25 protein-coding genes are annotated in these 21,476 nt (G+C 51.7%); all 25 read left to right on the forward strand.

Going from position 1 to position 21,476, the window contains the following annotated elements:
- The first annotated feature begins 5 nt into the window (after positions 1–5).
- The 25 genes from NST96_RS01210 to dusB all read left to right on the forward strand — a co-directional run bounded on the left by NST96_RS01210 (position 6) and on the right by dusB (position 21,274).
- Entirely contained in the window at positions 6–152 is a 147-nt protein-coding gene (locus NST96_RS01210) for a hypothetical protein (protein ID WP_170208410.1), read from the forward strand.
- A gap of 86 nt (positions 153–238) precedes the next feature.
- Entirely contained in the window at positions 239–439 is a 201-nt protein-coding gene (locus NST96_RS01215; protein ID WP_003390323.1) for a hypothetical protein, read from the forward strand.
- A 203-nt stretch (positions 440–642) separates the two neighbouring features.
- Positions 643–1,050: a hypothetical protein gene (locus tag NST96_RS01220; protein ID WP_024984074.1), complete on the forward strand. Its 408-nt coding sequence runs from the start codon at positions 643–645 to the stop codon at positions 1,048–1,050.
- A gap of 2 nt (positions 1,051–1,052) precedes the next feature.
- Positions 1,053–1,205, forward strand: coding sequence for a hypothetical protein (locus tag NST96_RS01225; protein WP_003390325.1), 153 nt, complete (start codon positions 1,053–1,055; stop codon positions 1,203–1,205).
- Positions 1,205–1,618, forward strand: coding sequence for a hypothetical protein (locus NST96_RS01230; RefSeq protein ID WP_024984075.1), 414 nt, complete (start codon positions 1,205–1,207; stop codon positions 1,616–1,618). The genes NST96_RS01225 and NST96_RS01230 overlap by 1 nt, the downstream gene beginning before the upstream one ends.
- A gap of 90 nt (positions 1,619–1,708) precedes the next feature.
- Positions 1,709–2,350 carry a hypothetical protein gene (locus NST96_RS01235; RefSeq protein WP_227278039.1) on the forward strand — a complete coding sequence of 214 codons (642 nt, stop codon included), beginning with the start codon at positions 1,709–1,711 and terminating at the stop codon, positions 2,348–2,350.
- 510 nt (positions 2,351–2,860) lie between these two features.
- Positions 2,861–4,186 carry a uracil/xanthine transporter gene (locus NST96_RS01240; protein WP_024984077.1) on the forward strand — a complete coding sequence of 442 codons (1,326 nt, stop codon included), beginning with the start codon at positions 2,861–2,863 and terminating at the stop codon, positions 4,184–4,186.
- Between the two features lie 108 nt (positions 4,187–4,294).
- Complete coding sequence (locus NST96_RS01245) at positions 4,295–5,740, forward strand: IS1182 family transposase (RefSeq protein WP_024985259.1); 1,446 nt, start codon at positions 4,295–4,297, stop codon at positions 5,738–5,740.
- A 481-nt stretch (positions 5,741–6,221) separates the two neighbouring features.
- On the forward strand, positions 6,222–6,881 hold the full coding sequence (locus NST96_RS01250; protein ID WP_338462922.1) for a LysR family transcriptional regulator: 660 nt from the start codon (positions 6,222–6,224) through the stop codon (positions 6,879–6,881).
- Positions 6,796–7,119, forward strand: a complete 324-nt coding sequence (locus NST96_RS01255) for a LysR family transcriptional regulator substrate-binding protein (protein WP_342405257.1) — start codon at positions 6,796–6,798, stop codon at positions 7,117–7,119. The genes NST96_RS01250 and NST96_RS01255 overlap by 86 nt, the downstream gene beginning before the upstream one ends.
- Positions 7,120–7,491: 372 nt before the next feature.
- Positions 7,492–8,436: a sigma-70 family RNA polymerase sigma factor gene (locus tag NST96_RS01260; protein WP_031933451.1), complete on the forward strand. Its 945-nt coding sequence runs from the start codon at positions 7,492–7,494 to the stop codon at positions 8,434–8,436.
- 182 nt (positions 8,437–8,618) lie between these two features.
- Entirely contained in the window at positions 8,619–9,491 is an 873-nt protein-coding gene (gene hslO / locus NST96_RS01265; protein WP_003390331.1) for an Hsp33 family molecular chaperone HslO, read from the forward strand.
- A gap of 200 nt (positions 9,492–9,691) precedes the next feature.
- The gene (locus NST96_RS01270; protein WP_003390332.1) at positions 9,692–10,591 is read left to right on the forward strand and encodes a peptidyl-prolyl cis-trans isomerase; all 900 of its coding nucleotides are present in this window, start codon (positions 9,692–9,694) and stop codon (positions 10,589–10,591) included.
- Positions 10,592–10,667: 76 nt separating this feature from the next.
- A complete protein-coding gene (cysK, locus tag NST96_RS01275; protein ID WP_003390334.1) occupies positions 10,668–11,600 on the forward strand; it encodes a cysteine synthase A in 933 nt (310 codons plus the stop codon).
- A gap of 281 nt (positions 11,601–11,881) precedes the next feature.
- Positions 11,882–13,402, forward strand: coding sequence for an anthranilate synthase component I family protein (locus NST96_RS01280; protein WP_024984119.1), 1,521 nt, complete (start codon positions 11,882–11,884; stop codon positions 13,400–13,402).
- The gene (gene pabA, locus NST96_RS01285) at positions 13,399–13,983 is read left to right on the forward strand and encodes an aminodeoxychorismate/anthranilate synthase component II (RefSeq protein ID WP_172920273.1); all 585 of its coding nucleotides are present in this window, start codon (positions 13,399–13,401) and stop codon (positions 13,981–13,983) included. The genes NST96_RS01280 and pabA overlap by 4 nt, the downstream gene beginning before the upstream one ends.
- 170 nt (positions 13,984–14,153) lie before the next feature.
- Positions 14,154–15,797 (forward strand): PhoX family phosphatase, encoded by a 1,644-nt coding sequence (locus NST96_RS01290; RefSeq protein ID WP_035979683.1) that lies wholly within the window; start codon positions 14,154–14,156, stop codon positions 15,795–15,797.
- 20 nt (positions 15,798–15,817) lie between these two features.
- Positions 15,818–16,066 (forward strand): twin-arginine translocase TatA/TatE family subunit, encoded by a 249-nt coding sequence (tatA, locus tag NST96_RS01295; protein ID WP_003390338.1) that lies wholly within the window; start codon positions 15,818–15,820, stop codon positions 16,064–16,066.
- Between the two features lie 152 nt (positions 16,067–16,218).
- On the forward strand, positions 16,219–16,941 hold the full coding sequence (gene tatC / locus NST96_RS01300; protein WP_024984120.1) for a twin-arginine translocase subunit TatC: 723 nt from the start codon (positions 16,219–16,221) through the stop codon (positions 16,939–16,941).
- A gap of 47 nt (positions 16,942–16,988) precedes the next feature.
- Positions 16,989–17,834, forward strand: coding sequence for an aminodeoxychorismate lyase (gene pabC / locus NST96_RS01305; protein ID WP_003390340.1), 846 nt, complete (start codon positions 16,989–16,991; stop codon positions 17,832–17,834).
- 63 nt (positions 17,835–17,897) lie between these two features.
- Complete coding sequence (gene folP / locus NST96_RS01310) at positions 17,898–19,094, forward strand: dihydropteroate synthase (protein ID WP_003390341.1); 1,197 nt, start codon at positions 17,898–17,900, stop codon at positions 19,092–19,094.
- Positions 19,087–19,455 carry a dihydroneopterin aldolase gene (gene folB / locus NST96_RS01315; RefSeq protein ID WP_003390343.1) on the forward strand — a complete coding sequence of 123 codons (369 nt, stop codon included), beginning with the start codon at positions 19,087–19,089 and terminating at the stop codon, positions 19,453–19,455. The genes folP and folB overlap by 8 nt, the downstream gene beginning before the upstream one ends.
- Complete coding sequence (folK, locus tag NST96_RS01320) at positions 19,455–19,985, forward strand: 2-amino-4-hydroxy-6-hydroxymethyldihydropteridine diphosphokinase (protein WP_003390344.1); 531 nt, start codon at positions 19,455–19,457, stop codon at positions 19,983–19,985. The genes folB and folK overlap by 1 nt, the downstream gene beginning before the upstream one ends.
- The gene (locus tag NST96_RS01325) at positions 19,937–20,149 is read left to right on the forward strand and encodes a helix-turn-helix transcriptional regulator (protein ID WP_003390345.1); all 213 of its coding nucleotides are present in this window, start codon (positions 19,937–19,939) and stop codon (positions 20,147–20,149) included. Before folK ends, NST96_RS01325 begins: the two co-directional genes overlap by 49 nt.
- A gap of 96 nt (positions 20,150–20,245) precedes the next feature.
- On the forward strand, positions 20,246–21,274 hold the full coding sequence (dusB, locus tag NST96_RS01330) for a tRNA dihydrouridine synthase DusB (protein ID WP_003390346.1): 1,029 nt from the start codon (positions 20,246–20,248) through the stop codon (positions 21,272–21,274).
- Positions 21,275–21,476 lie beyond the last annotated feature (202 nt).

Below are 21,476 nucleotides of genomic sequence, written 5' to 3' on the forward strand. Positions count from 1 at the left end.
TAGGTATGAGCAAGTTGTTTTCGATTCTGATGTGTATTGTTTTCACACTGGGAATCATCGTAGCAAGCATGTCGTCGGTTAACGAGTCAATAGTCAGCGATGGCGGTTTGCGCGATCGAGCGGTCAACTGGATTGATCAAGCTATTCCGTAAGTGAAATGCGATTAAAAAACAGATGTGTTAGGTATGGCCAAAATTTTGATTGCTTCAAACAAAAATAAACAAGGAGAGTGTCTGTTATGTCAAAAATGTTTTTTATCTTTCTTGCATGCGTGATGGTTCTGGGGATCGGAGTGAGCTCCTACGGCAATGAACTAAGTCCCTCCGCGATCCAATCCGCCGAGAACATTCACAACTCTGTGACTTCCCTCAACTATGACACAAAAGGCGAAAACGTTCAGTTCAAGATGCAAAACGGCAACTCCTACTCAAGTCGATAATCTACTCCTATCGATTATGCTCCAACTACAAGTTTTTTTAATCATATTGGTCATGGTAGGGAGTCTGTGCGCTTTTTTATGGGGGAGCGATCCCCAGGGTCAGTTGAAGCAATCCCACAAGGAAAGGGTGTACAAGGCGGCGACCGTCAGCTTTCATTAGCCGAGTCTTATGATGGGCAGCGTTGGTCGTTGCCGGAGAAAACATGCTGAAATTGAAGGTTTTTCTCATCTGCCTGGCTGTTATGCTGATCCTTTTCTCCGCTATTGGGGCATACGAGATGTATGCCATGGAACGAGCCATTGCCCGCAGCATTTACGCGGACGCCTTTGATGACATGCAGGATATTGGCTATCTGGAGCCGCAACTGGCTGATTATTATGTTCAAAGGATGCGAGACTTGGGGTGGGACGTCTCTGGGGACGCCTTCTCCGGGAGTCATCCGCGGATGGAAGGCATACGGGCCCGAAAGGAACGAAACGAAATGGTCACCCTCTCGCTTTCTGTTTATCCATCACGTCTTTCTCAGTGGATGAATCGGTTTGTGGAGGGGGAGAAGGCCTTTACGTTTACCGGAAGCCGTCCTTCCGAGTATTTTGACCCGGGGTGGTAACTATGAACAAAATCCTTGCAATCCTGGGACTGATGGTACTGGTACTGCCGCTGACCGTCCACGTATTAATGACAGGTCCCGATAATCTGTTGGCTGTGAGTATGCAGTTTTTCGAAAAGCTTCTGCATAATGTGACAAGGTTCGGTACCGAGTGATGGGACAAGTCATCACAGTATTTTTGCAGGTGATGGTGCTGCTATTGGTTCCGATGGGCATTTTGCAGGTCCACACAGTGGTTCAAACGCATAACGAATTACTGGAGGTAAGCGCCGCCGCAACAAAATACATCAGTAATCACGGAGGCCGAGGGGATGCGGAGGTATTGGGGAAAGTCCGTGCCTTTATGTCACAGGAACTCGCAGAAAAATCGTTAACCCTTTCAGAAGAGGAATTGATCATCCACATTCAGCGGAGTCGGGCAGCAGACCCTGTTCTGTGGAGCCACGAAGACGAATTTGTCCTTCAGGCAGAGCTTCCGTTTCCTCTCTTTGTATCTTGGCTTCCCGTCGAGAAAACGATGAGAGTTGTGCGGCATGGGACGGTGAACATGATGGACTATGATTTGTAGTCACTCTGTACACTTCAGAGCTTTACGGCGTTTGATCGTGGTCGCTGATCGTTTCACTGAATGAAACATCGACCAATAGATTGTTTGGTGATGCTAGATCTGCGGCGTATTTTGCATACGATTCCGGAGGGGATTTGTACGGGAATAAATATATTGTCCATTTCGGCGCTGCTGTTCTTTCTATTAATAGGTGTATTTGTGGTCGATGCCGATCTGGCGATGCAGAAAAAAACGGAAGTCAAAATGTTGTTGGAACTGTCCAATCATCACGCCACTTTTGCGATAAATCCGGTTTTGAAGACCGAAGGCGTCATTGACTTACTAGAAAAAGAAGCGTTAGATCGGTTCGACAGGCGCATGCTGGAAAACGGCGGATATCGTCGGGAAGGCAACAAGTATCTTCCGTCCGGGCACAGCGTTACGACGGATTCATTGTCATTTGTACGGCATTACATCGATTTTGTATCATGGCGAAACGACCACCAGCTATTTCTCCGTTTCAATGGATCGGACTTCTCGCTCGACAGGGTTGTTACAGGAGCCAGAAGGCCAGCGGGAGGACTCCTGCAAATCACGGTAATGACGGAAAAAGGAGAAGAGCTCCGGCTGGCCCCAAAAACGATGGTAGGCCCCTCTCATATCGTCGTTGCCTATGTGAATGAACGCCCTTTTGTTCCCGTGCTGCCAGCACATGCTTTTCCGGTGGTCAGCGTAGAGGAGGTCAAATGGTGAAAAAAGAGTTGGCGAGAGAGAGCATTTCCTGATCCAAATCATATAGAGCTGGCTCCATTTTAGCGACTGCAAAACAAATGCGGTCGCTTTGTTTTTTCATCCGAGGTTTTTATCTGACCAATCCAACTACGAAGTACCCAACACCAAAATCCCCAGTCTGAGGTCCCCCTTCACAAGGTATTCAGCACGAAGACCCAGCCACGAAGTACCCAGCTACAAATGCTTCCAACCACGAAGTACCCAGCTACGAAATACTCAGTCACGAAGTACCTAGTCACGAAGTATCCAGCAACGAAGCATCCAGCACGAAGCACCCAGCACGAAGCACCCAGTCACAGAGTACCTAGCCAGGGTCCCAGCCCAAGATCCCGTCTTTGTCCCGCTACGAATCTATATCCTTTCCATATACCATAACAAGGAAATCAATACTTCTGAGAACGGAGCCCCTGTGTTAGCATAACGTCATAGTATCGCTGTCATGATGTATGGCTGATTGCGGAGGCGGTGTTCATGCTCGTTAAAAAGAAAGAAGCTGCCGTAACCCTTTTGTCCTCGGTGCAGTGGCTTTTTTTTATTTTTGCCAACACAGTTGTCGTGCCCATAACGGTCGGAGCGGCGTTTCAGCTTTCTGCGGAAGCGATTGAGGCGACGATCCGGTGCTCTTTTTTATTCACCGGCATCGCCTGCATTCTGCAAGGGTGGATCGGACATCGCTATCCGATCCTGGAGAGCCATTCCGGCCTGATGTGGGGACTCATCCTCAATATGGGTCTGTCCGCATCGGCGCTTGGAATGGATATACATGCGGTCGGGGGAGGAATCGCGACGGGGATTTTGCTGGCAGGTGCCACGATCATCCTGCTGGCTGTATTCAACCTCCTTCCGCTCGTACAAAAAATCATTACACCCATGGTGATGAGTGTCTATCTCTTCCTGTTGACCTTTCAGCTCATTTTTATTTTTTTCAAAGGAATGTTTATCACAACCGCGCAGGGCACCGTGGACATTCCAGTCGCGCTGTTCTCCATCGGGGTCGTCGTTTTCGTGAGTGTCTTGAAGATCAAAGGCAAAAAAGGATTGGGCAATTTTTCGATACTCATCGGCATGGTTGTCGGTTGGGCTCTCTATCGGATGCTGTTTCCGTCCGATCTTCCGACTCCGAGCAATGCGGACGTTACTTTCCGCATGTTCCCCTTCGGCTTTCCCAATCTGGAGTACGGAATCATTGCTGTCTCATTTTTTGCGGGACTGCTGAATCTGACCAATACGTTTGTTTCCATACAAGCTGCTGCCGACATTTACAAGGAGCAGGCGGACAATCGTCAATACAGGCGATCTACTCTCGTTACGGGCATTTTTGCTTTGATTTCGGCTATTTTTGGCTTGGTGCCGTATACTCCTTTTACGTCTTCCATCGGATTTCTGCAAAGCACCCAGCTGCTGAACCGAAAGCCGTTCATTATTAGCGGAATCATGTTTGCGTTTCTCGGGGTTATCCCGCCACTCAGCGCTTTTCTCGGAACGATGCCTCTGACCGTGGGCAATGCGGTCTTATTGGTTGCTTACCTTCAATTGTTCGGGACAGCGCTGCATACCATCAAAGGTACGATCTTTACGTCGGAGACGATCTTTCGGATTGCCGCTCCGGTGTTGATTGGCGTCAGTATCATGAATGTTCAGCCAGCCTTTTTCGGCAGCCTGCCTGTTTTGCTTCAGCCCGTCATCTCCAATGGTCTGATCATGGGCGTGTTTTTATCCATCCTGATGGAAAAGCTGGTCGACTGGGACAAATTGCTTGCCAAAATCGAAGTCAAACAAGAAGCAGGCCGCTCGTAAGCGGCTTCAGCCTGTAGACAAAGTTCCGTAAGGAACAGGGTCTGCAGGCTTTTTTGTTGAATATAGAACATGTTACGTTTTCAAAAGTTATTTTTTAGAGGTGGCATTATGCTTAATAAGCAAGAGGCCGAAGGGCGTTATCAGATATCTGCATTCTCGCTAGATGAGTTGGTGCCAGAAGATCATCTCGTAAGAAAAATTGAAAATGCAATCGACTTTTCGTTCATCTATGACTTGGTGGAAAGCCTTTACTGTCATGACAATGGCAGACCCAGTGTTGACCCTGTAGTCTTAGTTAAAATTGCTTTCATCCAATATATTTTTGGAATTCGTTCCATGCGACAAACGATTAAAGAGATCGAAACCAATGTTGCCTATCGGTGGTTTATTGGCTATGATTTCAGTCAGCCCATTCCCCATTTCACGACCCTAGGCAAGAACTATGTTCGCCGTTTTCGGGATACTCAACTCTTCGAGTCGATCTTCCTTCGAATATTGGAGGAGGCGGTTCATCATGGATTCGTGAAGCCTGATGTGCTTTTCATTGATGCTACGCATGTAAAAGCCAGTGCGAATAAGCATAAATACGTGAAAGAAATCGTTGAAGAACAAGCGAAGAAATATCAAGAGCTGCTGGACGAAGAAATCAATCAGGATCGTATTGCACATGGAAAGAAGCCCCTTGAAAAAAAGACAGAAACTTCGAAGAAGGAGGTGAAAGTCAGCACAACTGACCCGGATTGCGGATTGTTTGTAAAAGGGGAAAAGGAACGTGTATTTGCTTATAGTTTTCATACAGCATGTGATCGAAATGGATTTGTGCTTGGTGCCAAGGTAACGCCAGGCAATGTGCATGACAGTCAGGTTTTTGAGGATGTTTTGAATCAAGTGCGAAAGACGTTTGCACAGCCTCAAGCTGTGGCAGTGGACTCGGGATACAAGACGCCTTACATCAGTAAAACACTCCTTGATGACCAGATTCGCCCCGTTATGCCCTACACAAGACCACGCACCAAAGAAGGTTTTTTTAAAAAGCACGAATATGTGTATGATGAATATTTCGACTGCTACATCTGCCCGAACGAGCAAATCTTAACATATGAGACAACAAACAAGGATGGGTACCGTATCTATCGATCAAATTCTCAAGTTTGCCGAAGTTGTCCGTTCTTGAAACAATGCACGGAAAGTAAAGACTACACAAAGAGAGTGAGTCGCCACATCTGGGCTGATTACCTCGAAGAGGTAGACCACCTCCGGCATACCGAGGAAAACAAACAAATCTATAGCAAACGGAAAGAAACGATTGAACGTGTATTCGCTGATATGAAGGAAAAGCATGGCATGCGTTGGACGACCTTACGAGGACTGGAGAAGGTCACGATGCAGGCGATGCTTGTTTTCGCTGCCATGAACTTGAAAAAAATGGCGACCTGGCTATGGAAATCAGGTCGCCAAAAGGTGAACGATCAAAACACCTTCGGTATTTTCATCAAATTATTAAACAAACTCCCTCTGCTGTTCGTTCAGCGAGGGAGTTTGTCTGCAACCTGAGGCCGCTCGTAAGCGGCTTTTCTTTTTTTACAGCCCGGACTGAAGGGACCGAAATAGACAGTCTGTAGGAGCGAATAACCAAGAGCGAGGATTATAAACAGTCTGTAGGAGCGAATAACCAAGAGCGAGGATTATAAACAGTCTGTAGGAGCGAATAACCAAGAGCGAGGATTATAAACAGTCTGTAGGAGCGAATAACCAAGACCGAGGATTATAAACAGTCTGTAGGAGCGAATAACCAAGACCGAGGATTATAAACAGTCTGTAGGAGCGGATAACCAAGACCGAGGATTAATAAACAGTCTGTAGGAGCGGATAACCAAGACCAAGGTTAAATAAACAAGCCCATGGGAGCCAATAAACAAGACTGAGGATCAAAATAAACAACTCTGAGCGATCGAACGAAGCACCTGCAAGCAAGCCCCAATATGATATGGTAAGGAGAGAGAATAGAAGTGATGGGTAAAAGGAGAAACGTAACATGGATGTCAGGCAGCTGCGTTACTTTATTGCCATTGCGGAGGAAGAGAATCTGACTGCTGCAGCGAAGCGGCTTCATATGTCCCAGCCCCCGCTCAGCCAACAGCTCGCGCAAATGGAAGAGGAGCTCGGGGTCCCCTTATTGATTCGCAAGGGAAGGAGGATGGAGCTGACCGAAGCGGGTGCGGAACTATACCGGCATGCCTTGCAGATCGTCAGGCAGATGGAGGAATCTGCTGTAAAAGTGAAGGAAGCGGGAATGGGTGTAAGAGGAAGGCTGCGCATCGGGGTAAATACATTGTCCGTGCCGGAACTGCCAGGGCTTCTGATGGACTTTCAGAGAGCCTATCCATATGTCACCTACAAAATTCAGCAAAATGAGACTACGCATCTATGCCAGTTGTTGCGAGACAGAGTGATCGATCTTGCGTTTATTCGTTTTCCGATCGATCTTTCTGATTTTTCTGTCCTGCATTATCAAACAGATACGTTCTATTATATTACCTCTAGTGAAGAAAGCCGTTTACATGAGCGAACCGGTCACGCTGGAGGCCATCAGGGCTCAGCCGCTTATTTTGCCGAGCACCTCCGGCTCCGGTCTCTTTCATTATATTATGGAGCAATTTGCGAAACAGAATATCACTCCGAATGTACGCTGTGAATGCTCAGATATTCTGTTGCTGGGAGAACTGGTTGAAGCGGGCTTCGGAAGCTCGATCGTCCCCAAAAGCGTGTTTGAGTACTTGCAGAGAAATCATATTCATGCGTACGAAATAAAGGAGACCGATTTGGCAGCGAGCTACGGGATTATCTGGAACAAGGATGCCTATCTGGGGAAAACCGCCGAACAATTCATCAAAATGGTATCCGGTATAGGCCCTGGAGGGAGGGCACAGTAGCCTCACTCTATAAACAGTGGAGATCCACTCTGTTTCTACAGGTTTCGTCATGATTCGACGGATTGTTCTGCCCCTCTCAATCTCTTGAGCAGAAGCTATTTTGATGGAACAAACACAGATGAGCCAACGCCTGATAATGGAAGCGCTACCAGCAATAATTTGCTTACATTTCCGTTAATATTCTGTAAACAGGCAGGAATGATCTGCTTTTTGTCGAAATACGTTTACAGTACCATCGTGTAACAGCATGATCTTTTTTGCAAGCATTCAACAGGCTGAACCTCATCGTGGAAATTCATTCAAAAGAGTTTGTTCAAAAGGCTGACCACGCTTTGCTTTTTGAATATTCTCTCAGAGAAGTGAGGGTTGCATATGACTGTGAGTACATCTACTTTCCAGTCCACTCCCCGTCGCTGGCGGGAAGTTGAAGCTCAGTTGGGTATCGCCGTGCCGCGCTCCTTGCGGTCAGACACGTCGGCTCTGCTGTTTCTGGAAGGCGTCGCTGCAACACCCATGCTGGACAAAGAAGAAGAGTTGGACTGCCTGATTCGCTATCAGCGTGACGGAGACCTGGCTGCTCGTGAGACACTCGTGCGTGCCTATCTTCGGTACGTAGTCAGCACGGCTTTGCGCCATCTTCGAAAGGGAATGCCCTTCCTGGATTTGATACAGGAAGGAACGATTGGTCTGTTTACTGCCATTGACAAATTTGACGTGGAACGCGGTGTTCGCCTTTACCATTATTCGCACTGGTGGATCTCTCAGGCGATTACCCGGGCGATCAATGACAAGGGTGCATTGATTCGGATTCCTGTGCACATGCATGAGCAAATTCGGCAGTACCAAAAACAGGTGCTTCAGTTGGCCCATCTGCTCAGCCGTACGCCGGACCGACAGGAGATTGCCGCCTTGTTGGAGCTGCCTCTTGAAAAAGTGGAGGCGATTGAGTTTGCGTTGATGCTGAAAATGGAGTCGATTGATGACGAGCCGGATTCCGACAGCTTATGGGCAGAGCATGAGGATGAATACCTCAGCTATGCGGAAATTGTCGACGACCCGGAGACGTCGCTGGACGACTGGATTGAAAAGGTCGATCTTCGCTCCCAGATGCATGCCGCGCTGGAAAGGCTCAGCCCGCGCGCACAGGAGATTATCGCCATGCGCTACGGACTCTACAACGATCAGGTGTACACCTTGGAAGAGGTCGGGAAGATGTTTGGCCTCACCCGCGAGCGGATTCGCCAGATCGAAGCGACGACGATTGATCGTCTGCGCAAGCAAAAAGGCTCTCGCGTCCTGAAGGATTATTTGACCTGACGAGCTTACTTAAAAAACACACTTTGCATATTCACCCCCTTGTCTGGAAGAAGGGGGTTTTTTTGCGTGTTGGTAAAAGGGGTACACTTACAAGCAGGGCTCGCTTGAGAAGTCCGGCCCTTCTTGTGGTAAACTGGTAGGAACATACTCTTCATTTCATCTATGAGAAGGAGGATCGCTTTATGAGCGATTATTTGATAAGAGCAACCGGATTTAACGGACATGTCCGCGCTTTTGCTGCTCGGACGACGAATGCCGTCGAGGAAATGCGCAGACGCCACGACATGTGGAATACGGCAGCTGCTGCTGCAGGCAGGACCTTGACCGCAACGCTGATGATGGGGGCGATGCTGAAAGGCGAGGAGCGAATTTCTGTAAAAATCAAAGGCGGAGGTCCGATCGGGCAGATCGTGGCAGAGGCCAATGCCCACGGGGAAGGAATTGCCTATGTGACGAATCCCCACGTGCACTTTGAGCTGAACGAGAAAGGGAAGCTCGACGTAGCCCGCGCGGTAGGAACAGATGGTTTTCTCAATGTGGCGAAGGACCTGGGCATGAAAGAACCATACCGCGGCAGCTCTCCGATCGTATCCGGCGAGATTGGCGAAGATTTCACCTACTATTTTGCGAGCTCAGAACAGACGCCTTCCGCGGTCGGCGTAGGGGTGCTGGTCAATCCGCAAGACCGCTCCGTACTGGCTGCGGGCGGCTTTATTCTTCAGCTGCTGCCGAACACGCCAGATGATGTGATCGCGCAAATCGAAGAGCGCTTGGGCCAAATCCCGCAAATCTCCCGGATGATCGCGGATCAGCTGTCACCTGAAGAAATTCTGGCAAAAGTGTTGGATGAGCCGAAAATTCTCAGCCGTACCGAAATTCACTTTACGTGCTCCTGCTCTCACGAAAAGGTAAAAAGCGCGTTGATCAGCCTCGGAAAAGATGAGATGGACAGCATCATTTCCGAACAGGGCGAAGCAGAGGCTCACTGCCATTTCTGCAACGAGCGATACCTATTCGAGAAGCCGGAATTGGAGGAAATTCGCAGGAACATGTAAATGGCAGCCTCATTTCTGGCACTCCGGGATAGAGAAGCAGTCGGTCCCGAGGTACAGGGGTTGGTGACTTCGTGCGTTTGCGGTCCGTCCTCTTTGTCCTGCTAACTTTGTCCTGCTTGCGCTCCGCTGTATCCGTTTTGCGGCGGTACAAGTCTCAGCTCTGTTTTTGAATCGTTTGGAAAAGCAAGGGAGGAGATGGCGTGAACAATACAAAGACGCTGTGGGGATTGATTGCCGCCCTGGTGCTGCTGCTTTTGGCAGTGAGCTGGTCGTGGTACCAGTCCGCTGCCAAGCTGCATACGGCAGCCGTGGTGGGAGATCGGACGATCAGCGAGGCCGACTGGATCGAGATGTTGAAGGAAAAGCACGGCCAGCAGGTGCTTGCTGATATGATCAATCGGGAGGCCGTCTTTCAGGAGGCGAAGCGGCTGGGAATCACGATTGATCCCAAACGAATCAGCAAAGAAATGGACCAAATCCGGGAGAGCTACGGAAGCCAGACAGACAGCGAGTTTCGCGATGCCCTGAAGCAGCAGGGAGGCACGACTCCAGAAGCTGTAGAGCAGGAAATCACCTATCAAATGCTGTTGCAGGAGCTGGCTATCCAGGATATTTCCATTTCCGACGAAGAACTGCGGACGTACTACGCCACCCACGCTGACCGCTACACCCATCCGATGAAAGTGAGATTGTGGCAAATCGTCGTCGCTTCCCGCGAGGAATCCGAGCAGGTGCTGCAGGAATTGAAAAACGGGGCCAATTTTGCCACGCTCGCCAAGGAACGCTCCATCGATCCGCTCACGGCGCCAAACGGCGGGGATGCGGGCTGGGTCTCGCTTACAGACAGCAGCCTCACCGACGAGGCCAAAACCATTCTCTCTTCTCTGGAGCTGGAGAAAAACAGCCCTCCGGTGGAGAGCGGCGGGAAATACTACATTTATCGGCTTTCGGACCGGAAAGAAGCGGAGCAGATTACATTCGAGCAGGCGAAGGAAGACATTCGCAGGGAAATGGCATTGGCACAGGTTGAATCCCTCGATGCCGTACTGGAGCGATTGCGCCAATCCGTCGGGGTGAAGAATGGGCAAATGCCCAATTGACCTGATGGGCTTTCATTGATATAATTAACCAATAAAACCTACCAATTTACTCGGTTATTAAAAGGGGGACGGAGACATGCGTGTTGCCAATTCGATTACGGATTTGATCGGTTATACACCTCTGGTAAAGCTGAACCGGGTTGTCAGCGAAGACATGGCAGACATTTACCTGAAGCTGGAGTTCTTCAATCCGGGCAGCAGTGTCAAAGACAGGATTGCACTGGCCATGATTGAGGCAGCCGAGGCAGAGGGGAAACTGAAACCGGGCGATACCATCATTGAACCTACGAGCGGAAATACCGGTATCGGCCTGGCAATGGTAGCAGCTGCCAAAGGGTATCGGGCTATTTTGGTCATGCCTGAGACGATGAGTATGGAACGGCGCAATCTGCTCCGGGCGTATGGAGCTGAGCTGGTACTGACGCCTGGCGCAGAAGGAATGGGCGGAGCGATCCGAAAAGCGGAGGAGCTGGTTAAGGAGAACCCTTCCTATTTTATTCCGCAGCAGTTTAAAAATCCGGCCAATCCAAAGGTTCACCGTGAGACGACGGGACAAGAGCTGCTGGAGCAGGGCAAAGAGATTGGCGGCATCGACGCATTTATCTCCGGTGTCGGGACCGGTGGTACGATTACGGGCGTAGGTCAAGTGCTGCGCGAGAATTTTCCGGGCGTGCAGATCATCGCAGTCGAGCCGGCAGCTTCCCCTGTTCTCTCTGGAGGCAAGCCAGGTCCTCACAAGATTCAAGGAATCGGTGCCGGTTTTGTCCCCGATACGCTGGATACCGAGATTTACGACGAGATTATCAAGGTCGAAAACGAAGAAGCCTTTGAAACGGCCCGCAATGTAGCCCGCAACGAAGGAATTCTCGGCGGTATTTCTTCGGGGGCGGCCATTTATGCTGCGTTCAAGGTGGCCCAAAGGCTGGGCAAGGGGAAAAAGGTAGTAGTCGTCATTCCGAGCAACGGAGAACGCTACCTCTCCACTCCGCTGTATCAATTCGAAGAATAAGGACATCACAAAATGGCAAACAGAACGTCGGCTTCGGCCGGCGTCTTTTTTATGTACCGAAAAGGCTCTGTTTGGAAACAGTGGGGCGGGCTTTCCCGTGCAAAGTGACGACGGCAACCGCAGCCTAGAAGCAAGCCGTTTGGCAACAAACAGGAGCCAAGGACATTGGCAACAACAAACAGCTAAGGACGTTGGCAACAAACAGCTAAGGACAAGGGCAGCGGTTATGATATGCTAGTGCTAGATGTTTTTAGTATGCATACCGGAGTGTGAACCTTGTGATCGTGCCTTCCTTTTCCGATCTGACCCAATATGCAGCTTCTTATCCTTACGTCCCGTTAGCAAAGCGTGTGGCATGGCCGGACAGCCTGGACCCCTGGGACCTTCTGCAAGCTCTGCAGCCATCCTTGGAGGGGGCTGTACTCCTGGAAAGCGGCCGTGCAGGACGCTACACCTATCTCGCCTGTCAGCCGATCGCAACAGTCAGCAGCAGGAACAACCATACGGTGGTTGCTTATGCGGACGAGCGGACTGAGGCTCTCGAGGGAGAAAATCCGTTGGATGCGCTGCGGCGCTTTTTGGCCCGCTACCGGACACCGGCCATCCCGGACTTTCCCGACTTTTACGGAGGAGCAGTCGGCTACCTCAGCTACGAGATGAACCGCTTTTTTGAACCGGGCCTGCCGCAGATTGCCCTGGACGACTTACAGTTGCCCGATCTGTATGTTATGATAATGCAAGACGTTTTTGTCTTTGATCATGCGACACGTGAATGCTTTTGTCTGACGCATTTGCCCTCCGGTTCATTGACGGAAGATTCGTACCACGCTGCGCGGATTCGGCTGGAACGGCTGGCCGAGGAGCTGGATCGCGTTGCCTTGGCGGAAAAAGGCGAGGACGGCAGCGATTGGGATGCCTTGCGAAAACGCCCTCTGGAGTCCAAGGAACCTGTGCAGGTATCGTTTGCCCAGGAGCAGTTTGAGGAAGCGGTACGCCGGGTCCAGTCCTACATTTCGGCTGGCGACGTCTTTCAGGTGAACCTCTCTGTACGCCAGAGCAAGCCGATGCAAGTGTCGGCCCCGGAAGTGTACGATGTCCTTCGCAAGCTGAACCCGTCCCCTTACATGGGCTACCTCCATTTTCCCGAATTTCAGCTGGTCAGCGCCTCGCCGGAGCTGCTCATCAAGGCGAAGGGCGGAAAGGTCAGCACGCGCCCGATCGCCGGGACAAGACCCCGCGGGAAAAATGAGGCAGAGGACAACGCGCTCGTGCAAGAGCTGGTCGAAAACGAGAAGGAGAGGGCCGAGCACGTCATGCTGGTCGACCTGGAGCGAAACGATCTCGGGCGGGTCAGCCGCTATGGCAGCGTGCACGTCAGCGAGTTCATGGTCGTGGAAAAATACTCGCATGTCATGCATATCGTCTCTCACGTGGAAGGGGAGCTGGCAGAGGACAAGGATGCCTTTGACGCTGTGGCAGCCGCTTTTCCGGGCGGGACAATCACAGGAGCGCCCAAAGTCAGGACGATGGAAATCATCGAGGAGCTGGAGCCCGTCAAACGCGGCGTCTACACCGGTTCCATCGGCTGGTTTGGCTTTCACGGTGACGTGGAGACCAACATCGCGATCCGTACGATGGTCGTCAAGGACGGTATGGCGCATGTACAGGCAGGTGCAGGGATCGTCATTGATTCCAAGCCGCAGGCGGAGTATCTCGAGTCGCTGAAAAAGGCGGAAGCGTTGTGGAAGGCTTTGGAGTTGAGCGAGAACAGAAAGAAGAGTCGAGAGGAGAAGAGCGTATGATTCTGATGATTGACAATTACGATTCCTTTACGTACAACCTGGTGCAATATGTAGGCGAGCTGGGGCAGGAGCTGCAGGTCCGCCGCAATGACAAAATCACGCTGGAAGAAATCGAACAACTGGCCCCCGACTATTTGATGATTTCCCCCGGGCCTTGCACGCCCAACGAAGCGGGCATCAGCATGGAGGCGATTCGCCATTTCGCCGGGAAAATTCCGATCCTGGGCGTATGCCTGGGCCATCAGTCGATTGGTCAGGTGTTCGGAGGCAAGGTGCTTCGCGCGGAACGTCTGATGCACGGCAAGACGTCAGAGGTGTTCCACGACGGCCAGACGATCTTTGCCGGCATTCCGTCGCCGTTTACTGCTGCGCGATACCATTCGCTGATCGTGGAGGAAGCGACGCTGCCTCCCGAGCTTGAAGTGACCGCGAGAACGGCAGAAGGGGAAATCATGGCCCTGCGCCATCGCGAATATCCGATCGAGGGCGTGCAATTCCACCCGGAGTCGATCATTACCCAACACGGCAAGAAGCTGCTGCAAAACTTCCTGACAGCATACGCAAAGGAACCTGTGAAATAGAGTACAACAACACGATAGTCCAAGACTGCTCGTAAATTGCGAGCGGTCTTTTTTGTTTCTTTACAGAACATACAAACAGTTTTACGCATTCTTAATCATGCTTTCACAGTAACTAGACGAACGGCTTGTACAATCGGGAGGTGAGTAAAGAGACAAAGGAGCGAACGCGAATGGACGTGAACCGTCGACAATTTTTGACCTATCTGGGTGCAGGTACGGCAGCCCTTGCCTCTCTGGCTACAGGCATTCCTGCATTGGCTGCAGGGCAATCGATCTCCGGGAAAACGGCTGATCATCTGTTTGGGCTGGAAGACAAGAAGCACAAGTTCAATCCGAAATTCAAGCCGATTGAGCCATCCACCAAGGACGATGTTGTGCTGCCTAGCGGGTACAAGTATGATGTGATCGCAGTCTACGGAGACAGGATCAATCAGAACGGGGATACATTCGGGTTCAATGCTGATTTCACCTGCTTCCTGCCGATCGACGGCAGCGCCGATCACGGCCTCCTCTGGGTCAATCATGAATACTTGGGCGAGCTGGAGTACTACGTTACCGGCTACGATGTGCTGAATGCCGATCCGAAGCAAAACAAGCGCACCGCAGAGCAAGTCCAGAAGTATCTGTACGCACTGGGCGGCTCGGTCGTAGAGGTAAAACGCGAGGGCGGCAGATGGAAGCTGGTTCCAGACTCCAAATACGGCCGCCGTGTGAGCGGGCTGACCAAGCATGAATTGACGGGCCCCGCCGCTTCCCTTGCCAAAGAAGTAATCGGTACCTTCGCCAACTGCTCCGGCGGAGTGACCTTGTGGAACACGATATTGTCCTGCGAAGAAAACTTCCAGGATGTCGTCGACGATTGCAGACTGAAGGATAATCGCCACTATGGCTGGGTTGTCGAGGTCGATCCTTTTGATCCCGCATCGACACCGAAGAAGCACACGGCCCTGGGACGGTTCTCTCATGAAAATACAGCGATGGTCATCGCTCCTACCGGACAGCTTGTCGTGTACATGGGCGATGACGCCAACGACCAGTACGTCTACAAGTACGTTTCCAAAGGAAAGTTCAATCCAAGCGACGGCAAACAAAACTCCAAGCTGCTGGAGGAAGGCACGTTGTATGTAGCCAACTTCGGCAAAGGAAAGTGGATCGCACTTGATTTCGCCTCCAACGAAGCGCTGCAAAAAGCGACCGACAGTGACGGCAAAGCGTTGTTTGCCTCTCAGGCGGATGTGCTCGTGAATTGCCGCGAAGCTGCAAAAGCAGTGGGAGCGACTCCGATGGATCGCCCGGAGGACGTAGAAGTGCATCCAATCGACGGCAGTGTCTTTATCGCCATGACGAACAACTCCAAGCACGGAAATTTCTACGGCCAAATTGTCCGCCTGTTTGAAAAAGACGGCAACCATGCCGGTCTGGACTTCACCTTTGAAATCTTTGCCGCCGGCGGACCGCAAAGCGGATTTGCTGCTCCAGACAACATGGCGTTCGACAGCGCAGGCAACCTGTGGGTTGTGACGGACATTTCTTCCTCGTCCATGAACAGCGGCATTTACAAATCGTTTGGCAACAACGGCATCTTCTTTATCCCGACAACCGGGGCAAACAAAGGAGAAGTGGCACAATTTGCTTCTGCGCCAGTAGGAGCGGAAATGACCGGACCGTGGTTTACTCCGGATGAAACGACCCTGTTCCTGTCCGTCCAGCATCCTGGTGAAAACCTGAAATCCTACGATCAGCCGACCAGCCACTGGCCAAAAGGCGGCAATGCTGTCGCCATGCCGGGTGTTATCGCTGTTACCGGCTTCTAAAAAAGGGAGTGTAGCCAGCCATGTTGTCCAGCATCGGTATTCCCGGGCTTATCCTCATTTTGATCATTGCCCTCGTCATCTTCGGTCCGAGCAAGCTTCCTGAGATCGGGAGAGCCTTTGGGCGCACCCTGACCGAATTCAAGTCGGCTGCCAAAGATCTGACCAAGGACGAGGACGACGAGAAAAAGCAGAAGGACAAGGATACGCCTGACAAGGCAGTCGTCCTTGCCGGCAAAAACGGTGAAGAATCCTTGAATCGAGTTAACTAAACCATCTGCAGGGAGAAGGGTGGTGTGCCGCGCGCGCACTGCCCTTTGCCGCTGCCCGGCAGGATATATTGAGAAAACCCGGTCGTTTTAAGCCGCATTGTGCCATTTTTACCGGGCTTTGTGTACTTTTTCACGAGGAGGAGGAGTGAGCCATGGGGCGAGCCATGCCGTTTCTCGAACACCTGACCGATCTGCGCCGCCGACTGATCATCGTTCTGGCTTCCTTTGTCATCAGTCTCGTGACGTGCTTTTTGTTCGTAGATCACATCTATCATTTTTTGGCGAGCCGTTCGGAGGAAAAGCTGGCGATTCTCGGTCCCAACGACATTTTGTCGATCTACATCAAGCTTTCCGCAGTCGGAGCGATTGCCATCACCATCCCGATCATCGCTTATCAAGCCTGGCGTTTTGTCGTGCCGGCACTGACCGAGCAGGAGCGCAAAGTAGCCATGCTGTATATACCGGCGCTCTTTTTCCTGTTTTTGATCGGGCTCGGCTTTGCCTACTTCGTATTGTTTCCCTTGATGTATCAATTTGTGCTCGGATTGTCCAACGGCAATTTCGATCTCGTCATCACGGCGAATGACTACTTTACATTCATGCTCAATATTTGCGTTCCGTTTGGACTTTTGTTCGAGCTGCCTGTAATCGTGCTGTTTCTCAGCCATCTGGGCATTCTCAATCCGCACCGGCTGGCCAAGCTGCGAAAGCCGGCGTATTTTCTCCTTTCGGTCATTTCCATCACGATTACACCTCCTGATCTGGTCTCCGATGTGCTGGTGATCGTCCCTTTGATCGCTCTGTACGAAATGTCGATCACCATCTCCCGTTTCATCCACCGCAAACGGCTGGAGGAGACCGCGCAGATCGGCTGAGAAATATGGTATGATGCTCTCCAAGAAGGATAGCGGGAGAGAATGCCATGTACGTGTATGTGAATGGACAGATCGTCCCTGCCGAGCAGGCGGCGGTGTCTGTTTTGGACCATGGATTTTTGTACGGGATCGGCTTGTTTGAGACTGTGCGTGTCTATCAGGAACGGCTGTTTCTGTGGGATCAACACTTCGCCCGGTTATCCGCCGGGCTTTTGGCGTTGCACATAAGGAATGCCTGGAGCTCCGCAGAGCTGGAGGCGGCCATCCTGCAAACAGCCAAAGCGAACGGCCTTGCGGATGCATACGTGCGGATCAGCATAACGGGAGGCAACGAGGGTGTAGGACTGGTGACGGAAGGATATGCTCGTCCGTCCCTGTTTATTTTTGCAAAAAGCGTTCCGCCGATCGCGCTGCCCCCTCGTCCGAAGCGGCTGCAAGTATTGTCGATTCCCCGCCAGACAGCGGAAGGCCCGGTTCGCTTCAAGTCGCACAATTACTTGAACAATGCCCTGGCCCGTCTGGAGGTCGGGAACCAAACCGACGTCGAAGGCCTGTTTTTGACCCATGACGGCTATCTGGCCGAAGGGATCGTGAGCAATCTTTTCTGGATTCGAGACGGCAGCATGTTTACGCCCGCAGTCGAAACGGGCATACTGGACGGGGTCACGAGGAGGCACGTGCTGAATCTGGCCCAAAAGCTGGACATCCCTGTGCAAGAGGGCTTTTATCGCCTGGAGGAGCTGGAGGGTGCCAGCGAGGCGTTTGTGACGAATTCCGTCCAGGAGATCGTTCCGGTATCAGAGGTGAATGGAAAGGTACTTCCTGCCGCTTATGGAAGCTATACGCAGGCGCTGCACCTGGCGTACCGTGAGTCTGTAGCGTGTGGTGGGTAATTATGGTATGCTATCAGACAACATGTCAACGAGAGATTCAAGACGCGAAAGGAAGCAAGGCTCATGATTCATAATCCATTCGTGATTCACGCCCAAAACCGCATGGAAGTAGAAGAAGAGCTCGCCTGCCAAGGAGTCAAGCCTGCCGACAGGGAGCGTTTTGCCGATGCGGGAGAGCCATTGCAGATTCATGTCGAGAGGCTTGCTTTTGAAGAGGCGGCATTGCTGCGAAAAGAGATGCAGCTTCTCGGCGGAGACGCTGTCATGCACGACAATCCGGCTCTTCCCGATTTAACCGACCTATATATGAAGGGTACATACGGACAGTGGCAGGCATTGCTCGAACGCATCCCGGATCAGACAGACGGACTGCGGGTAGCGGCTGCGGAAGTGCGGGAGCTGCTCGCGATGCGTCGCCAGCTTCGGCAAAGAAAAGCCATTCACTGCAAAGGCCATGTGCTGCCGCTCGGACAAAAGACGCTTGTCATGGGGATTTTAAATGTCACGCCTGACTCCTTTTCCGATGGCGGCCGCTATACGGACATCGAGCGGGCGATAGCCCAGGCGCGTGCCCTGGTAGAAGCAGGCGCGGACATCATTGATATCGGCGGAGAATCGACCCGTCCGGGATCGGCTCCCGTAGAGCTGGCCGAGGAGCTGGACAGGGTGATTCCGGTTGTGCGTGCGCTGGTCGAGGAGCTTTCCGTTCCGTTGTCGGTCGATACGTACAAGTCCGAGGTAGCCGATCAGGCGATTCGTGCCGGCGCCCATATCATCAATGACGTCTGGGGAGCCAAAAAAGACAGAAGAATCGCAGAAGTGGCCGCCCAGCATGAGGTGCCGATTATTCTCATGCACAACCGCGAGGATACCGCCTACACCCACTTTTTCAGCGATATGGTCAGAGATTTGCGTAAGTCCGTCGCGATTGCCAGGGAAGCGGGGGTCCGTGACGAGATGATCATTCTCGATCCGGGCATCGGCTTTGCCAAATCGCTGGAGCAAAATCTCGAGGCGATGCGCCGATTGGATGACCTGGTGGCGCTTGGCTATCCGGTCCTGCTGGGAACATCGCGCAAATCGATGATCGGGCGCGTCCTGGATCTACCGGTGGAGGAGCGCCTCGAAGGGACTGCCGCCACGGTAGCTTTAGGCGTAGCGAAGGGCTGCCAGATTGTTCGTGTCCACGACGTCAAGGAAATGAAGCGAGTGACCGCCATGATGGACGCGATGTTGAAAGGGGGCGGCCTAATTGGATAAAATTTATTTTAATGGAATGGCGTTCTACGGTTATCATGGAGTGTTTGAAGCCGAGGCCAAGCTGGGGCAGCGATTTTATGTCGATCTGGAACTGTCTATGGATTTGTCCCGGGCAGGAGCAAGCGACGACCTAAACGATACCGTGAATTACGCCGATGTATTTCATTGTGTGCAACAAATAGTAGAAAAAGAGCGTTACAACCTGGTGGAGGCATTGACCGCGCGGATTGCGGATCGATTGCTGCAGGCGTTTCCGTTTTCAGAAGTAAAAGTCAGGGTGACAAAGCCTGATCCTCCGATCAACGGCCACTATGATTCCGTTGCCATCGAGATGAGCCGCAAAAGAGAGGGTAGTGCCTAATGACGGTGCGTGCGTACTTGGCGCTCGGCTCCAACATGGGCGATCGGGCGGATAATTTGCGACAAGCAGTTGAAAAGCTGCACGGACGAGAAGGGATTTCGGTCGTCCGCATTTCACCTGTATACGAAACCGCTCCGGTCGGCTTTGTCGATCAGGAGGCGTTTCTGAATATGGCTGTTGCTGTAGAAACGGATCTGACTCCGGAGAAGCTGCTGGAGAGTGCACTGGCAGTCGAACAGGAGTTGGGACGTGTGCGAACGATTCGTTGGGGGCCACGGACCATTGACATCGATGTGCTGTTGTACGGAGACACAGCGCTGGATCAGGAGCATTTGACCATCCCTCATCCTGCAATGACAGAGCGGGCTTTCGTGCTCGTTCCTTTGCGCGACGTCTTGGAGGGTGGCTTGCTGCCTGTATTTAACCGGCCTTTAGACGATTTCCTCAGGTTGTTGCCGCAAGATGACAAGGGGGTACAAAAATGGGGAACAATCGTCTGGGAAACCGGATCCGGTCATTCCGCAAACTGAAAGGCTTGACACAGCAGTCGCTGGCAGAAAAGATGGGCGTCTCGCTCTCTTTTGTCGGATCGCTGGAAAGAGGAACGCGAATGCCGACCGAGCCTGTGCTGCGGAAGATCGCCAGCACTTTACAGGTTGATTATGAGGAATTATGTGCTATAAATAATAAATAACTTTTTTCTTGGGGCTTAGCCTCTCCATCCACTCGTCGGGCCGTGGTGTGTGTATGACTCCCTGCGGAACTGCGGGAAAAGGAGGTTGAATGATAAATGAAAATCGGAAACATTGAGTTGAAAAACAACGTCGTTCTTGCTCCGATGGCAGGGGTATGCAACCCTGCATTTCGTTTGATTGCAAAGGAGTTTGGCACAGGTCTCGTTTGCGCTGAAATGGTAAGCGACAAAGCGATCGTGCACGGAAACAAGAAGACGATGGATATGCTGTTTGTCGATGAGCGCGAAAAACCGCTAAGCCTGCAGATTTTTGGCGGCGACAAGGAAACGCTCGTAGCGGCGGCGAAACATGTCGATCAATATACAAACGCCGATATCATTGATATCAACATGGGGTGCCCGGTTCCGAAAATCGTCAGCTGCGATGCCGGTGCAAGGCTCCTGCTGGACCCGAACAAAATCTACGAAGTGGTTTCCGCTGTAGTGGATGCCGTAGAGAAGCCGGTTACCGTCAAAATGCGGCTTGGCTGGGACGAGGAGCACATGTACGCGATTGAAAACGCCCAGGCGATAGAACGTGCAGGGGCCAAGGCCGTTGCCGTTCACGGACGCACCCGTGTTCAAATGTACAAGGGGAAAGCGGATTGGGATTGGATTCGCCGCGTCAAGGAAGCGGTCTCCATTCCGGTCATCGGGAACGGTGACGTGGCTTCGCCGGAAGACGCTCGCCGCATGCTGGATACAACCGGCTGCGATGGCGTAATGATCGGTCGTGCAGCTTTGGGCAATCCGTGGATGCTGTACCGGACCGTCCAGTATCTCACCCGGGGAGAATTGCTGCCTGAGCCGACTCCGCGTGAAAAGATGGAGATTTGCATGCTGCATGCCGAGCGGCTGATCGCATTGAAAGGGCCGCGAGTAGGCGTGCTGGAAATGCGCAAACACGCCGCCTGGTACCTCAAAGGCTTAAAGGGTTCTACCCATACGAAAAACCTGATCAACGCTGTCGAGACAGAAGAAGAGCTTCGCCGCGTCCTGACGGAGTATGTGGAATGGGTCGAAAACCATGCAGACGATGTGGATGAAGAAGCAGCTCTGCCCCAGGAAGAAGCAGTGAGCTACTAACGGTATCCTAAACATTGACAAGGGTTCCTTCATATCCTATAATACGTCGTATTATCGGGACGTAAGCTGCCAGTTCACTCTGGCAGCTTTCCCTATGACAATTGGAGTCGACAGCTTGGCATTCACGTTCTGCCTGTATATTGTATAGAGCATCTACATATAATCCTTTGTACTTTACCCAGTGCGAAAGGAATTATTTTAA

The sequence above is a fragment of the Brevibacillus sp. FSL K6-2834 genome (assembly GCF_038592925.1).
In the GTDB taxonomy this organism is placed as follows: domain Bacteria; phylum Bacillota; class Bacilli; order Brevibacillales; family Brevibacillaceae; genus Brevibacillus; species Brevibacillus borstelensis.

What these genes read in the sequence shown, in the direction of transcription:
- folP (WP_003390341.1), top strand. Translation starts at nt 17,898, where the DNA reads ATGATTCATAATCCATTCGTGATTCACGCCCAAAACCGCATGGAAGTA.
- NST96_RS01225 (WP_003390325.1), top strand. Translation starts at nt 1,053, where the DNA reads ATGAACAAAATCCTTGCAATCCTGGGACTGATGGTACTGGTACTGCCG.
- NST96_RS01215 (WP_003390323.1), top strand. Translation starts at nt 239, where the DNA reads ATGTCAAAAATGTTTTTTATCTTTCTTGCATGCGTGATGGTTCTGGGG.
- dusB (WP_003390346.1), top strand. Translation starts at nt 20,246, where the DNA reads ATGAAAATCGGAAACATTGAGTTGAAAAACAACGTCGTTCTTGCTCCG.
- NST96_RS01290 (WP_035979683.1), top strand. Translation starts at nt 14,154, where the DNA reads ATGGACGTGAACCGTCGACAATTTTTGACCTATCTGGGTGCAGGTACG.
- tatA (WP_003390338.1), top strand. Translation starts at nt 15,818, where the DNA reads ATGTTGTCCAGCATCGGTATTCCCGGGCTTATCCTCATTTTGATCATT.
- NST96_RS01210 (WP_170208410.1), top strand. Translation starts at nt 6, where the DNA reads ATGAGCAAGTTGTTTTCGATTCTGATGTGTATTGTTTTCACACTGGGA.
- NST96_RS01245 (WP_024985259.1), top strand. Translation starts at nt 4,295, where the DNA reads ATGCTTAATAAGCAAGAGGCCGAAGGGCGTTATCAGATATCTGCATTC.
- pabC (WP_003390340.1), top strand. Translation starts at nt 16,989, where the DNA reads ATGTACGTGTATGTGAATGGACAGATCGTCCCTGCCGAGCAGGCGGCG.
- NST96_RS01240 (WP_024984077.1), top strand. Translation starts at nt 2,861, where the DNA reads ATGCTCGTTAAAAAGAAAGAAGCTGCCGTAACCCTTTTGTCCTCGGTG.
- tatC (WP_024984120.1), top strand. Translation starts at nt 16,219, where the DNA reads ATGGGGCGAGCCATGCCGTTTCTCGAACACCTGACCGATCTGCGCCGC.
- cysK (WP_003390334.1), top strand. Translation starts at nt 10,668, where the DNA reads ATGCGTGTTGCCAATTCGATTACGGATTTGATCGGTTATACACCTCTG.
- folK (WP_003390344.1), top strand. Translation starts at nt 19,455, where the DNA reads ATGACGGTGCGTGCGTACTTGGCGCTCGGCTCCAACATGGGCGATCGG.
- NST96_RS01325 (WP_003390345.1), top strand. Translation starts at nt 19,937, where the DNA reads ATGGGGAACAATCGTCTGGGAAACCGGATCCGGTCATTCCGCAAACTG.
- NST96_RS01260 (WP_031933451.1), top strand. Translation starts at nt 7,492, where the DNA reads ATGACTGTGAGTACATCTACTTTCCAGTCCACTCCCCGTCGCTGGCGG.
- pabA (WP_172920273.1), top strand. Translation starts at nt 13,399, where the DNA reads ATGATTCTGATGATTGACAATTACGATTCCTTTACGTACAACCTGGTG.
- NST96_RS01235 (WP_227278039.1), top strand. Translation starts at nt 1,709, where the DNA reads ATGCTAGATCTGCGGCGTATTTTGCATACGATTCCGGAGGGGATTTGT.
- NST96_RS01250 (WP_338462922.1), top strand. Translation starts at nt 6,222, where the DNA reads ATGGATGTCAGGCAGCTGCGTTACTTTATTGCCATTGCGGAGGAAGAG.
- NST96_RS01220 (WP_024984074.1), top strand. Translation starts at nt 643, where the DNA reads ATGCTGAAATTGAAGGTTTTTCTCATCTGCCTGGCTGTTATGCTGATC.
- NST96_RS01230 (WP_024984075.1), top strand. Translation starts at nt 1,205, where the DNA reads ATGGGACAAGTCATCACAGTATTTTTGCAGGTGATGGTGCTGCTATTG.
- hslO (WP_003390331.1), top strand. Translation starts at nt 8,619, where the DNA reads ATGAGCGATTATTTGATAAGAGCAACCGGATTTAACGGACATGTCCGC.